At 54.2% G+C, this 13,584-nt stretch carries 15 protein-coding genes and 1 rRNA gene; 8 read left to right on the top strand and 8 right to left on the bottom strand.

What is annotated here, in order from left to right; translation table 11 throughout:
- The first annotated feature begins 12 nt into the window (after positions 1–12).
- From accA to ACVLVH_RS11925, 5 genes are all read left to right on the top strand, one after another.
- Positions 13–972, top strand: a complete 960-nt coding sequence (accA, locus tag ACVLVH_RS11945) for an acetyl-CoA carboxylase carboxyl transferase subunit alpha (RefSeq protein ID WP_101762038.1) — start codon at positions 13–15, stop codon at positions 970–972.
- Positions 973–1,347: 375 nt separating this feature from the next.
- A complete protein-coding gene (locus tag ACVLVH_RS11940; protein ID WP_192412331.1) occupies positions 1,348–3,498 on the top strand; it encodes a lysine decarboxylase LdcC in 2,151 nt (716 codons plus the stop codon).
- A gap of 75 nt (positions 3,499–3,573) precedes the next feature.
- The gene (locus ACVLVH_RS11935; RefSeq protein WP_008108470.1) at positions 3,574–3,963 is read left to right on the top strand and encodes a VOC family protein; all 390 of its coding nucleotides are present in this window, start codon (positions 3,574–3,576) and stop codon (positions 3,961–3,963) included.
- 54 nt (positions 3,964–4,017) lie between these two features.
- The gene (tilS, locus tag ACVLVH_RS11930) at positions 4,018–5,319 is read left to right on the top strand and encodes a tRNA lysidine(34) synthetase TilS (RefSeq protein ID WP_192412329.1); all 1,302 of its coding nucleotides are present in this window, start codon (positions 4,018–4,020) and stop codon (positions 5,317–5,319) included.
- Between the two features lie 14 nt (positions 5,320–5,333).
- Positions 5,334–5,642, top strand: a complete 309-nt coding sequence (locus tag ACVLVH_RS11925) for a c-type cytochrome (protein ID WP_101762035.1) — start codon at positions 5,334–5,336, stop codon at positions 5,640–5,642.
- Positions 5,643–5,681: 39 nt separating this feature from the next.
- Here ACVLVH_RS11925 and rof read toward each other — a convergent pair whose 3' ends face one another.
- Positions 5,682–5,945, bottom strand: a complete 264-nt coding sequence (gene rof, locus ACVLVH_RS11920; protein ID WP_101762034.1) for a Rho-binding antiterminator — start codon at positions 5,943–5,945, stop codon at positions 5,682–5,684.
- On the bottom strand, positions 5,932–6,132 hold the full coding sequence (locus ACVLVH_RS11915; protein ID WP_036622231.1) for a YaeP family protein: 201 nt from the start codon (positions 6,130–6,132) through the stop codon (positions 5,932–5,934). The genes rof and ACVLVH_RS11915 overlap by 14 nt, the downstream gene beginning before the upstream one ends.
- 214 nt (positions 6,133–6,346) lie before the next feature.
- On the opposite strand from ACVLVH_RS11915, the gene arfB reads away from it, so the two are divergent.
- Positions 6,347–6,757 (top strand): alternative ribosome rescue aminoacyl-tRNA hydrolase ArfB, encoded by a 411-nt coding sequence (gene arfB, locus ACVLVH_RS11910; RefSeq protein ID WP_154154056.1) that lies wholly within the window; start codon positions 6,347–6,349, stop codon positions 6,755–6,757.
- Between the two features lie 30 nt (positions 6,758–6,787).
- Here arfB and proS read toward each other — a convergent pair whose 3' ends face one another.
- From proS to metN, 6 genes are all read right to left on the bottom strand, one after another.
- Positions 6,788–8,506, bottom strand: coding sequence for a proline--tRNA ligase (proS, locus tag ACVLVH_RS11905; protein WP_312464852.1), 1,719 nt, complete (start codon positions 8,504–8,506; stop codon positions 6,788–6,790).
- A gap of 89 nt (positions 8,507–8,595) precedes the next feature.
- Complete coding sequence (tsaA, locus tag ACVLVH_RS11900; protein WP_192235639.1) at positions 8,596–9,303, bottom strand: tRNA (N6-threonylcarbamoyladenosine(37)-N6)-methyltransferase TrmO; 708 nt, start codon at positions 9,301–9,303, stop codon at positions 8,596–8,598.
- The gene (rcsF, locus tag ACVLVH_RS11895) at positions 9,300–9,701 is read right to left on the bottom strand and encodes an envelope stress sensor lipoprotein RcsF (RefSeq protein WP_312464853.1); all 402 of its coding nucleotides are present in this window, start codon (positions 9,699–9,701) and stop codon (positions 9,300–9,302) included. The genes tsaA and rcsF overlap by 4 nt, the downstream gene beginning before the upstream one ends.
- Positions 9,702–9,830: 129 nt before the next feature.
- Positions 9,831–10,646 (bottom strand): MetQ/NlpA family lipoprotein, encoded by an 816-nt coding sequence (locus ACVLVH_RS11890; RefSeq protein ID WP_101762029.1) that lies wholly within the window; start codon positions 10,644–10,646, stop codon positions 9,831–9,833.
- Between the two features lie 37 nt (positions 10,647–10,683).
- Positions 10,684–11,337 (bottom strand): methionine ABC transporter permease MetI, encoded by a 654-nt coding sequence (locus tag ACVLVH_RS11885; protein ID WP_101762028.1) that lies wholly within the window; start codon positions 11,335–11,337, stop codon positions 10,684–10,686.
- Positions 11,330–12,361, bottom strand: a complete 1,032-nt coding sequence (gene metN, locus ACVLVH_RS11880) for a methionine ABC transporter ATP-binding protein MetN (protein WP_101762027.1) — start codon at positions 12,359–12,361, stop codon at positions 11,330–11,332. The genes ACVLVH_RS11885 and metN overlap by 8 nt, the downstream gene beginning before the upstream one ends.
- A gap of 187 nt (positions 12,362–12,548) precedes the next feature.
- Between metN and gmhB the strand changes: the two genes are divergently transcribed.
- Together gmhB and ACVLVH_RS11870 are read left to right on the top strand one after the other, a co-directional pair.
- Positions 12,549–13,109, top strand: a complete 561-nt coding sequence (gmhB, locus tag ACVLVH_RS11875) for a D-glycero-beta-D-manno-heptose 1,7-bisphosphate 7-phosphatase (RefSeq protein ID WP_192412323.1) — start codon at positions 12,549–12,551, stop codon at positions 13,107–13,109.
- Positions 13,110–13,518: 409 nt separating this feature from the next.
- Positions 13,519–13,584: ribosomal RNA gene (locus ACVLVH_RS11870) — 16S ribosomal RNA — on the top strand; the annotation flags it as partial.

Raw genomic sequence — 13,584 nt, 5'->3', positions numbered from 1 at the left:
AACAGGAACATTATGAGTCTTAATTACCTGGATTTTGAACAGCCAATCGCAGAGCTTGAAGCGAAAATCGACTCGTTAAAATCGATTGGCCGTTCGGATGAGAAACACGATATTAATTTGGATGAGGAAGTGCAGCGTTTACGCGAAAAAAGCGTTGAGCTGACCCGTAAAATCTTCTCCGATTTAGGCGCATGGCAAGTGGCGCAACTCGCGCGTCATCCGCTGCGTCCTTACACACTGGACTATATCCGCAACGCGTTTGATGATTTCGACGAACTGGCTGGCGATCGTGCTTATGCCGATGATAAAGCGATTGTCGGCGGTATTGCCCGTCTTGACGGTCGTCCAGTGATGATCATTGGTCATCAGAAAGGTCGCGAAACCAAAGAGAAAATTCGTCGTAACTTCGGTATGCCGGCACCAGAAGGCTATCGCAAAGCGCTGCGTCTGATGGAAATGGCTGAACGCTTTAAGATGCCGCTGATCACCTTCATCGATACGCCGGGAGCTTATCCGGGCGTGGGTGCAGAAGAGCGCGGTCAGTCAGAAGCGATCGCACGCAACCTGCGTGAAATGTCTGGCCTGAAAATTCCGGTAATTTGTACCGTAATCGGCGAAGGCGGTTCCGGTGGTGCGCTGGCAATCGGCGTGGGCGACAAAGTCAACATGCTGCAGTACAGCACCTATTCGGTGATTTCACCGGAAGGTTGTGCGTCGATCCTGTGGAAAAGCGCCGACAAAGCTCCGCTGGCTGCTGAAGCGATGGGTATCACAGCTGAGCGTCTGAAAGAGCTGAAGCTGATCGATTCCATCATTCCTGAACCGCTGGGCGGCGCGCATCGTCAACCGGTAGATATGGCGGCTTCGCTTAAGCAGCAACTGCTGGCGGATCTGGCCGATCTCGATGTGCTGAGCACCGAAGAGTTGCTCAACCGTCGCTATCAGCGCCTGATGAACTACGGCTACGCTTGATACATCAGATCTAAGCAAGAAGCGGACCCCGGTCCGCTTTTTTTATGTCGAACGAACACCATTCTGATCAGCCATCCGTAGGGTAGCCATTCATGGCTACCTGGTTCGACGATTTCGCTGTGACTTCGGTGCAAGGTCCAGAAAAGACCAGCCCGATCGCAAAGAATAACTGCATCCATGCAGATCGGCCTCGCCTTCCATGGCTCGGACGCTTTGCTCTTCGGGCTGGTCTTTCCTGTCCCCTTTGGCTTGATCGTGGTTTTTCTGGTGCATTAGCATTCGGTTACAATCACTCAACAGCAGAGCATTCCAGGTTTATCCGCGCGCGGTTTTCGCTATCCTTATTCAGTGCCACAACACCACAGGAGGTGAGCATTGAATATTATTGCGATCATGGGACCGCACGGCGCTTTCTACAAAGATGAGCCTATTCGCGAACTGGATGCTGCCCTCAAGCTGCAAGGCTTCCAAACCGTTTACCCCAATAATGCCAGCGACCTGCTGAAGTTGATTGAACACAATCCGCGTATCTGCGGTGTGATTTTTGACTGGGACGATTACAGTCTGGCGCTGTGTAGCGACATCAATCAGCTTAATGAATATCTGCCGCTCTATGCCTTCATCAACACCCATTCGCAGATGGATGTCAGCATCAATGAGATGCGCATGGCGCTGCACTTCTTCGAGTATGCCCTGAGCGCTGCCGATGACATCGCGCTGCATATTCGTCAGTACACCGATGAGTACATCGATAACATCACGCCGCCGCTAACTAAAGCGTTGTTCACCTACGTCAAAGAGGGCAAATACACCTTCTGCACGCCGGGTCACATGGGCGGCAGCGCCTTCCAGAAAAGCCCGGTGGGCAGCCTGTTTTATGACTTCTTTGGCTCGAACACCTTAAAAGCGGATGTCTCGATCTCGGTTACGGAATTGGGTTCATTGCTCGATCACACCGGCCCGCATCTGGAAGCGGAGGAGTACGTTGCGCGCACCTTTGGCGCTGAGCAAAGCTACATGGTGACTAACGGCACCTCGACCTCGAACAAAATCGTCGGCATGTATGCGGCTCCATCGGGCAGCACGGTGCTGATTGACCGCAACTGCCATAAATCGCTGACCCATTTGCTGATGATGAGCGACATCATCCCAATCTGGCTGAAACCGACGCGCAACGCACTGGGCATTCTGGGCGGCATTCCACAGCGCGAGTTTACGCGTGACAGCATCCAGCAAAAGGTCAACGCCACGCCGCGTGCCAGCTGGCCGGTGCATGCGGTAATCACCAACTCAACCTACGATGGCCTGCTGTACAACACGCAGTTCATCAAACAGACGCTGGATGTGCCATCGATCCACTTTGATTCTGCGTGGGTGCCGTACACCAATTTCCATCCGATCTATGCCGGTAAAAGCGGCATGAGCGGCGATCGTATTCCCGGCAAAGTGATTTATGAAACGCAATCGACGCACAAACTGTTAGCGGCGTTCTCGCAGGCTTCGCTGATTCACATCAAAGGCGATTACGACGAGCACACCTTCAACGAAGCCTACATGATGCACACCACCACCTCGCCGAGCTACGCGATTGTCTCGTCGATTGAAACCGCGGCGGCGATGCTGCGCGGCAATCCGGGTAAGCGACTGATCAACCGCTCGGTTGAACGTGCGCTCCATTTCCGTCGTGAGATTCAACGCTTGCGGGAAGAGTCTGACGGCTGGTTCTTTGATATCTGGCAGCCGGAGCAGGTCGATCAAGCTGAATGCTGGCCGATCCAGCCGGGCGAGGAGGATTGGCACGGTTTCACCCATGCCGATCGCGATCATATGTATCTCGATCCGATCAAAGTCACCATTCTGACGCCGGGCATGAGCGAGCTCGGTAACATGGCGGAAGAGGGCATTCCAGCCGCGCTGGTGGCGAAGTTCCTCGATCAGCGCGGCATCGTGGTGGAGAAAACCGGGCCGTACAATCTGCTGTTCCTGTTCAGCATCGGCATCGATAAAACCAAAGCGATGAGCGTGCTGCGTGGGCTGACGGAGTTTAAGCGCGCATACGATCTCAACCTGCGGGTGAAAAATATGCTGCCGGATCTTTACGCTGAAGATCCCGACTTCTACCGCAACATGCGCATTCAAACGCTGGCGCAGGGCATTCATCAATTGATCCTGCAACATGATCTGCCGCGCCTGATGTTGAAAGCGTTCGACGTGCTGCCGGAGATGAAGATGACGCCGCATCAGGCATTTCAGCGCCAGGTAAAAGGTCAGGTGGAAACGGTGGATATTCGCGAGCTGGTGGGGCGCATTTCCGCCAACATGATTCTGCCGTATCCGCCTGGCGTGCCGGTGGTGATGCCGGGCGAGATGATCACCGAAGAGAGCCGTTCCGTACTCGATTTTCTGCTGATGCTTTGCACCATCGGCCGGCACTATCCCGGCTTCGAGACCGACATTCACGGTGCGACGTTGACGGAGGATGGGCGTTATCTGGTGCGCGTATTGCGTGAAGATGGCGAAGGCTAACTTAGGACAATCACCTCTTTTCATCGCCGCATTTGCCACGTAGGGTAAGCGGCTTATGTGAAAACCGGAGTCGCTATGCTGCAGATTAAACAGATCCATCACATCGCCATTATTGCCACCGATTATCAGCGCAGTAAGGCGTTTTATTGTGATGTGCTGGGCTTTGAATTGTTGGGTGAATATTACCGCGCCGAGCGTGACTCGTGGAAAGGCGATCTTGGCCTGAATGGGGTTTATACCATCGAACTGTTCTCTTTCCCCTCGCCGCCGCCACGCGTTAGTGGACCGGAAGCCTGCGGCCTGCGTCATCTGGCGTTTTGCGTTGAGGATGTTGAGCAGTCCATAGCGGCGCTGGCGGAGAAGGGCGTGACGTGCGAGCCGATTCGTATCGATGCGTTAACCGGTAAAGCCTGCACCTTCTTCCCCGATCCGGATGGTTTGCCGCTGGAGCTGTATCAGGCGTAAACTAGCGTCCGCCGCGAGCCGCAATTCGGTGGCTCGCCCGGACGGAACGCGCTCATGTCTTTATCTCATCTTGCTTCGCTGCTGACACCCGACGCTGGCTATGTGCTGGCGTTCAGCGGCGGACTTGATTCCACCGTGCTACTGCATCAATTGGTCTGCTGGCAACGTCAGCAGCCAGCGCTACGCGTGCGCGCGTTACACGTCCATCATGGTCTTAGCCCGAATGCCGATAGCTGGGCGCTGCATTGCCAGCAAGTTTGCCAGCAGTGGCAGATTCCCTGTGAAGTGCTGCATGTGCAGGTTGATGGCCGCGCCAACGGCATTGAAGCGGCTGCCCGCGAAGCACGCTATCAGGCGCTGTTTCAGCATCTGCAACCCGGTGAACACTTACTTACCGCTCAGCACCTCGACGATCAGGCGGAAACGCTGCTGCTGGCGTTAAAACGCGGCAGCGGACCGGCGGGTTTGGCCGCGATGCCGCTGCAGCGCAGGGTGGGTGAACATCGGCATCTGCGTCCGTTGCTCGACGTTAGCCGTCAGCAGCTGGAAAACTATGCTGCCGAGCATCAACTGCGCTGGATTGAAGATGAAAGCAACGCCGATAGCCGCTATGACCGCAACTTCCTGCGTCAGCAGATTCTGCCGCAGCTGCAGGCGCGCTGGCCGCACTTCAGTGCCGCCAGTGCACGCAGCGCCGCGCTCTGTGGCGAGCAGGAGCAACTGCTCGACGAGTTGCTGGCTGAGCAGCTGGCGCAGCTTAGCGATGCGCAGGGCGCGCTGCACTTCCCGCCGTTAATGAACATGAGTGAAGCGCGGCGTCATGCGCTGTTACGCCGCTGGATTGCTCAACAGGGCGGCGCGATGCCTTCGCGCGAGGCGTTGAAACGCATCACCGATGAAGTCATCAACAGCCGTGAAGATGCCAAACCTTGTTTGCGTTTCGGCGCTTTTGAGCTGCGCCGCTATCGCCAGCAACTCTATTGGTTAACGCCGCAGCCTTCACTTAGTCAGCACTTGCTAACCTGGCAAGACCGCACGCAGCCGCTTAATTTACCCGCTGGTTTAGGTTCGCTGCACGCGAATGCGTGGATTGCCGAACTGCGCCAGCCTGCAGCGGATGAAGCGATCACGATCCGCTTCCAGGCACAGGGTTATTATCATATACAGGGGCGCGCAGGTGGCCGCGAGATGAAGAAGCTGTGGCAAGAGCTGTGCGTTGCGCCCTGGCAGCGCGAACGTATTCCGTTGATTTATTTTAACCAGACGTTAATTAGCGCGCCGGGGCTGTTTATTACCCGCGAAGGCGCAGCCAGCAACGAGCAAGGCTGGCAGGCGATCTGGTCACCACAACAATAAAATGGAGAGCAATGATGAAACTTTGGATGGCCGCGGCGTTATTCGCTGCGGCGCTGCCGGCGTTGGCCGACGGCGATGTGAATGCGGGCGCGCAAAAAGCGGCAAGCTGTATGGCGTGTCACGGTGCGGAGGGCAAAAGCGCGGTGCCGCTCTATCCCAATCTGGCCGGGCAACATGCGCCTTATCTGCTGCATTCACTGCAAGCCTATAAAAAAGGCGAGCGGAGCGGCGGCCAGGCGGAAGTGATGAAAGCGTTTGTAGCGGGATTGAGCGATCAGGATATGGCAGATTTATCGGCGTATTACAGTTCGTTAAAACCTTAAGCGAGGTGGGCGGGATGTGATTCCCGCCCGAGAGAGGTTTTACTCGTCTTCGCTGACGACGACGGTGCCCAGCTCCGGATGTGTGAAGCTGGCGATGTGGTCGAGCCGCACTTCGCGGGTCTCGCCTGAGAGATCGACGGCAAGGTACTCGACGTTTTTACGTGAGACCATGTCCACGGCTTTGGCCTTGAGCTGATCGCCGTTTTTTAACTCTAACGACAGCGTCCAGTGTTTTTGGCAGGCGAGTTCAAGGTTGTCGTAATCATCGCAGTTGATGGGTTTGTAGGCTTCATTCGTCAACATAGTCGCTCACCAATAAGTTTGCAGCGGCATACGCTGCTTGTTCCCTGAGAGAAGAGTTTAGCGCAGAATCAGCGGCAATATCGTTGAGAGCCTTCAACGCACAACCTATGGCGTCTGGCACATACCCAAGGTCGCCGCTACCAATTTCGGCATACTTCTGGCGAACTAACTCACAATACTTTTGCACATACACCTCCTCAGCAGAGTTGATACTCTGGATGATAGGCGACTATATCACAGGAATTTCATCGAAATCAGCCCGGTCGTCACGGGAATGATGCAAGCAAATGGGCAAAAGTGACATTTCGCGCTGGTCTTATGCATTCAGCGTGCGCACAAAAGGTTAAGTTGATGAACAGGTTATTACGCGACGCAACGTCGAGCCAAACGGTAGGTGACAGATGATTGTGCTGTCTCGATCGCTTTCACTTGCAGATAATGAAGTGGAACTCAGTGCCATCCGTGCGCAAGGTGCCGGTGGCCAACATGTGAATAAAACGTCGACGGCGATTCACCTGCGATTTGATATTCATGCCTCATCGCTGCCGCCGTTTTATAAAGAGCGACTGCTGGCGGCGAGCCATCATTTGATTACCGCAGAAGGCGTGGTGATCATCAAAGCACAGGAACATCGCAGCCAGGAAATGAATCGGGAAGCGGCCGTGCAGCGGCTGATAAATCTGATTCAGGAGTTAACCACGGTGGAAAAAGTGCGGCGTGCGACCAAACCGACGCACGGCTCTAAAGTGAGGCGGCTGGAAGGTAAAACGCGACGCAGTAACGTGAAGGCGATGCGCGGAAAGGTGCAATAAAAAACGCCTCCGGCTGGAGGCGTTTTAGCGTTACTTGTTGAGGGCTTTCACCAGGAAGTCGACGATGTCATGTTGCTTAATCATCTGCTTCTCGCTGGCGGTACGCGCCTTATACTCAATCTCTTCGTTATCGAGATTACGATCGCCAATTACGATGGTGTGCGGCACGCCAATCAGCTCCATATCCGCGAACATCACACCTGGACGCTCTTTACGGTCATCCAGAATCACGTCAATGCCTTTGGCACGCAGCGTGTTGTACAGCTCTTCAGCCAACTGCTGCACACGGAAAGATTTGTGCATATTCATTGGCAGAATGGCCACTTCAAACGGTGCCAATGCCGCAGGCCAGATGATGCCGCGCTCGTCGTTGTTCTGCTCAATTGCCGCCGCCACAACGCGCGTGATACCGATGCCGTAGCAGCCCATGGTCATTACCTGGTTACGACCATCTTCGCCCTGAACCGCTGCTTTCATCGCTTCGGAGTACTTGGTACCCAGCTGGAAGATGTGGCCCACTTCGATACCGCGTTTAATCAGCAGCGTACCTTTGCCGTCTGGGCTTGGATCGCCTTCCACCACGTTACGGATATCTTCCACGCGCGGTTCTGGCAGATCGCGGCCCCAGTTGATGCCGCTCAGGTGTTTGCCATCAATGTTGGCACCCGCGCAGAAGTCAGCTGTTTTTGCCACGGTACGATCGGCGATCACTGGCATGGTCAAACCGACCGGGCCGAGCGAGCCTGGACCGGCACCCAGCAGCGCGCGAATCTGTTCTTCGCTCGCCATCTCCAGCGGTTCAGCGACGATATCCAGCTTCTCCGCTTTAATTTCGTTCAGCTGATGATCGCCGCGCAGCAGCAGGGCAACCAGCGTGTGGCCGCTCTCTTCGGTGGCTTTGACGAACAGCGTCTTAACGGTTTTCTCAATCGGCAACTGATGTTGCTCAACCAGCTCGGCGATAGTCTTGGCGTTTGGCGTATCGAACTGCGTCATGGCTTCTGTGGCGTGCGGACGCTCGCCAGCCGGCGCTAAGGCTTCGGCTTTCTCAATGTTGGCCGCGTAATCGGATTCGCTGGAGAAGATCACGTCATCTTCACCGCTCAGTGCCAGCACCTGGAATTCATGTGATGCGCTGCCGCCGATAGAACCGGTGTCAGCTTGTACGGCGCGGAAATCCAGGCCCATACGGCTGAAGCTCTGGCTGTAGGCGCGGTACATCGCGTCGTAGGTATCCTGCAGCGATTCCTGCGTGGTGTGGAACGAGTAAGCATCTTTCATGATGAACTCGCGTGAACGCATCACACCAAAACGCGGGCGCACTTCATCGCGGAATTTGGTCTGGATCTGATACAGATTGAGCGGCAGCTGCTTATAAGAGCTCAGCTCGTTGCGGATCAAATCGGTGACCACTTCTTCGTGGGTTGGACCCAGCACGAAGGGACGTTCGTGACGATCTTTAATGCGCAGCAGTTCCGGGCCGTATTGCTCCCAACGGCCGCTCTCTTCCCACAGATCGGCAGGCTGAACCACCGGCATGGAGATCTCAATCGCACCGGCGTTGTTCATCTCTTCACGCACGATGTTTTCAACTTTTCGCAGCACGCGAATCCCGGTCGGCAACCAGGTGTAGAGACCGGAAGCCAGTTTGCGGATCATGCCGGCGCGCAGCATCAGCTGGTGGCTGATCACTTCTGCATCGGAAGGTGTCTCCTTCAGAGTGGAGAGCAGATATTGAGTAGTACGCATTGATTACGATTCCAGTTATACGGAAGGAAACTGACAAAATTTTTCTGGCGGCTAGTGTACCAGCGAGATCAATCACTCAAAAGCGGGTTTTAACGGGGATCGAGGGCGATCACCTCGGTTCCTGCCTCATCAATGCGCCAGCGCACGTTAAAGTCGAGTAGCCAGGCGGCATATTCACGATCTTCCGTCTCACCTTTACGGTAAGCCGGGCGCGGATCCTGCGCCAGCACTTCGCTAATGAAACGCGCTAGCTGCGGATGGGTTTTCTGCTGCAGCTGAAGCTGGCTCTGCGCCAGCGGCGAAAAGCGCACCGGCATGGTGGCATCAGGCGCTGCCTGTGCAAACCCGGCGCGCGCATCAGGCAGCGCTTCAGCGAACGGCAGATAAGGTTTGATATCCACCACCGGCGTGCCATCGACTAAATCGAGGCTGCCGAGCTGCAAGATCACCTGCTGCTTCTCGCAGCGAATGCCTTTTAACTCAACCAGCGACATACCGATAGGATTGGGGCGGAAGGTTGAACGGGTGGCGAACACGCCCATACGCGCATTGCCACCGAGGCGCGGTGGACGCACGGTCGGACGCCAGCCACCTTCCATGGTTTGGTGGAACACAAACAGCACCCACAAATGACTAAACGCTTCCAGCCCGCGTACCGCTTCCGGCTGATTGTAAGGTGGTAGCAGATGCAGCTCGCCGCCGCCATCCTGCACCAGACCGGGCTGGCGCGGAACGGCAAACTTCTCTTTCCACGGCGAACGAATTACGCCGATTTGCGCAAAGGCAAACTCACTCATTGATTTGATACTTTCAGTGCGGAGCCCTGGCAAATGGCCTGGCGATAGCATCCCGGCGTGCTGGTGACAATTTCGCACCCATGCAGCAGGACGGCGTTGGCTTTCATGCCGGCTGCGCGAATCTGCAGGCGTTTGCGCGCGGTGTTGATGTTAGGAGGCGAATCCTGGCTGCTGCTCTGGCAATCTTCAGCAGAGACTTCGCCCAAATCGCGGAACGGGTTGCTGACCAGATCGGCCGCATCGGTGTAGATCTTCACCGGCGCGGGACGTGAAGTCGGTTTACGTTGTGGCTCGCTGGATGCCTGTTGCGGACGAGAAGGAGCACTGCTTATCGGGTGATATTCACGCACACACCCGGTTAGCATCAATGCTAACAAGCAGAGCGGTAAAAAACGCATGGCAACATCCTCAAGTAATAAAAAAGTGGCGTTATTGAAACAAGGACGACAATAAATAACAAGTCAGGTGCAATTTATGGCAAAAGAAAGGGCGGCCGAAGCCGCCCTGCAAGGCATGAAAGGTGAACATTACCAGCCTTTCACTGCGCCACCGTTGAAGATCTTGTTGGCCGCTTCAGACACTTCGTCTGATTGGTAAGCCTGCACAAACTTCTTCACGTTCTCCGCGTCTTTATTATCTTCACGGCTAACAATCAGGTTCACGTAAGGTGAATCTTTGTCTTCCACGAAGATGCCATCTTTCGCTGGTGTCAGACCAATCTGGCTGGCGTACGTGGTGTTGATCACCGCCAGTGCGATCTGCTGATCGTCAAGTGAACGTGGCAGCTGCGGCGCTTCCAGCTCAACAATCTTCAGCTTTTTCGGGTTCTCAATGATATCCAGTGAGGTTGGCAGCAGGCCAACGCCATCTTTCAGTTTGATCAGGCCGACCTTCTGCAGCAGCAACAGTGAACGTCCCAGGTTGGTTGGGTCGTTCGGGATAGCAACCTGTGAACCGTCCTGCAGTTCATCCAGTGATTTGATTTTCTTCGAGTAGCCGGCGATTGGGTAAACGAAGGTGTTCGCTACGATGGCCAGCTTGTAACCGCGATCTTTGATCTGCTGATCCAGATACGGCTTATGCTGGAAGGCGTTAACGTCAATATCACCTTTGCTCAGCGCTTCGTTTGGCAGCACGTAATCGTTAAAGGTCACCAGCTCAACATCGAGGCCATATTTCTCTTTCGCCACTTTAACTGCAGTTTCAGCAACCTGCTGTTCAGCGCCGACAATCACACCCACTTTAATGTGGTTTGGATCTTTTGCTTTCTGATCGCATCCTGCCAGCGCAATTGCGCCAATCAGAGCACCCACAGCGGCAATCTTTTTAAATGTAAAAGACATATCCTTTCCTTAATAGAGGACTATTGATGTTGCTTGCTTACTTATGGGACACAGCACGTACAATGCGGTCGCCACAGAATTGGATTAAATAGACCAGCACAACCAGCAAAACCAGCACGGTGTTCATTACGGTGGCGTTATAGCCAATGTAACCGTATTGATAGCCAATCTGGCCCAAACCGCCTGCGCCAACCGCTCCGCCCATTGCGGAGTAGCCAACCAGCGTAATCAGGGTAATTGTAGCGGCATTCACCAGACCTGGCAGCGCTTCCGGCAGCAGGACTTTACGCACGATCTGCAGCGGGGTGGCGCCCATGGCGCGAGATGCTTCGATCAATCCGGTTGGCAGTTCCAGCAGGGCGTTTTCCACCATACGTGCAATAAACGGCGCGGCGCCGACGGTTAGCGGCACAATCGCGGCTTGCAAGCCAATCGAGGTGCCGACTATGGCGCGGGTGAACGGAATCATCCATACCAGCAGGATAATGAACGGAATCGAACGGAAGATATTCACCAGCGCCGACAGCACGCGATAAAGCGCGTTGTTGGCCAGAATCTGGCCGGGACGCGTCACATACAGCAGCACGCCAATCGGAAGACCGAGGACAAAACCAAAGAAACCAGAGACGAAGGTCATCATCAGCGTTTCCCAGACGCCACGCGTCAGTAACCACATCATCGCTTCAGACATAACCCAACACCTCTACTTTCACATGATTTTCTTTCAGCCAGGCAATCGCGGCTTGTGTATCTGTTTCACTGCCATCCATCTCAGCCAGCATGATGCCGAACTTCACGCCGCCGGCGTAATCCATCTGCGCACTGATGATGTTGTTATTAACGTTAAAGCGGCGAGCCGATTCTGACAGTAGCGGAGCATCCACCGATTTGCCGGTGAACTCGAGACGCAGCAGCGGCACGCTATCAGCTGTTGGCTGTGGCGCCATGCGTTGCTGGTAGTCGTCGGGGATATCCAGATGCAGCGTAGATTGAATGAATTGTTGCGCCAGCGGCGTTTTCGGATGCGAAAACACTTCGCTTACGCTGTCTTTTTCAATTAACTCACCATTGCTGATCACCGCAACCTGATCGCAGATGCGTTTCACCACATCCATTTCATGGGTGATCAATAGAATGGTAATGCCCAGACGACGGTTAATGTCCTTAAGCAGCTCAAGAATCGAACGCGTGGTTGCAGGATCCAGTGCGCTGGTGGCTTCATCACACAGCAGCACCTTAGGATTGCTCGCCAGTGCGCGGGCAATCGCAACACGCTGCTTTTGTCCGCCAGAGAGATTTGCTGGCCAGCTATCATGCTTGTCTGATAATCCGACCAGATCCAGCAATTCGCTAACGCGCTTCTTTATCTGTTCGCGCGAAAGATTGCCTAACTCTAATGGCAGCGCCACGTTACCGGAGACGGTGCGGGAGTTCATCAGATTAAAGTGCTGGAAAATCATGCCAATCTGGCGGCGCGCCAGTGTCAATTGGCCAGAAGAAAGGGTGGTTAATTCCTGGCCATCAACCAGCACGCGTCCGGAGGTTGGGCGCTCCAGCAGATTGACGCAGCGAATCAGGGTACTTTTACCGGCACCGGAGGAACCGATGACGCCATAGATCTGTCCAGCAGGCACGTGCAGGCTGACGTTGGATAGCGCCTGAATGGTGCGTGAGCCTTGCTGGAACACTTTGGTGATATTTTCGAGTTTAATCATTAGTTTATTTATTATCGTGTTGCATAGTCCGTGGTGTATCGGGCTTCACTCAGCAGGGCTGTGCGAAATTTGGATGGATGTTAAGGCATCCAGACGGCTAAATCAATGGAAGTCATTCAAACTGCCATTCTCTCGCTATACGCAATCATGCGATACTTAGCGACACATTTTCAGCAGGAGTTTCTACGTGGCGAACAAAGTCCCGGCTATTTTTCTTGATCGTGATGGCACATTGAATGTTGATCACGGCTATGTTCATGAAATCGATAATTTCGAATTCATTGATGGCACCATCGAAGCGCTACAGGCGTTAAAAAAGATGGGCTATGCGCTGGTACTGGTGACTAACCAGTCGGGCATTGCGCGTGGCATGTTTACCGAAGACCAATTTATGCAACTCACAGAATGGATGGATTGGTCGCTGGCCGATCGTGATGTTGATTTGGATGGCATCTATTTCTGTCCGCATTTGCCAGATGCAACGGTAGAAGCGTATCGCCAGCAGTGTGATTGCCGTAAGCCGCAGCCGGGCATGTTGCTCTCCGCGCAGCAGCATCTGGATATCGATATGGCTTCTTCTTATATGGTAGGCGACAAAATAGAAGATATGCAGGCGGCGTTAGCAGCGGGTGTGGGTACCAAAGTGCTGGTGCGTAGTGGCAAGCCGGTAACGGCAGAAGGGGAAGCAGTGGCGGATTGGGTGATTAACAGCCTGGCAGAGCTGCCAGCACGCATCAAAAAGGCCTGAAAACGGGTCTTTTGCGCAAATTTCAAGCGAACAGCAAAAAACTTGAAATTTGCACTTGTCAGCTCCGAATAACTCCCTATAATGCGCCACCACTGAGACGGCAAAGCGGCAACGCAGACGGCTTGGCAGGGAGTGAAGAAATTCATCCCGCCGGATGAAAACGCTGAAAAAAGTGTTTGACTCCGAAGGAGAGTAGCGTAGTATACGCCACCTCGCGACAGACGGTTCAGCCGCTGTTCGCAACGCTCTTTAACAATTTATCAGACAATCTGTGTGGGCACTCGCAGGATTGATATCCGCGTCTCCGGACGCAAAAAAATATCAAAGCCTCACGAGTGAACACATAATGAAATTCATTATGACGTTTTACAGATGAGCATCGCTGAACTGGTTTCAGCAAATCAAACTTAAATTGAAGAGTTTGATCATGGCTCAGATTGAACGCTGGCGGCAGGCCTAACACATGCAAGTCGAA

The organism is Kluyvera sp. 1366, from assembly GCF_054823405.1.
Note: the sequence above shows the minus strand (reverse complement) of the source record. Positions and strands in the feature narration are given on the sequence as shown.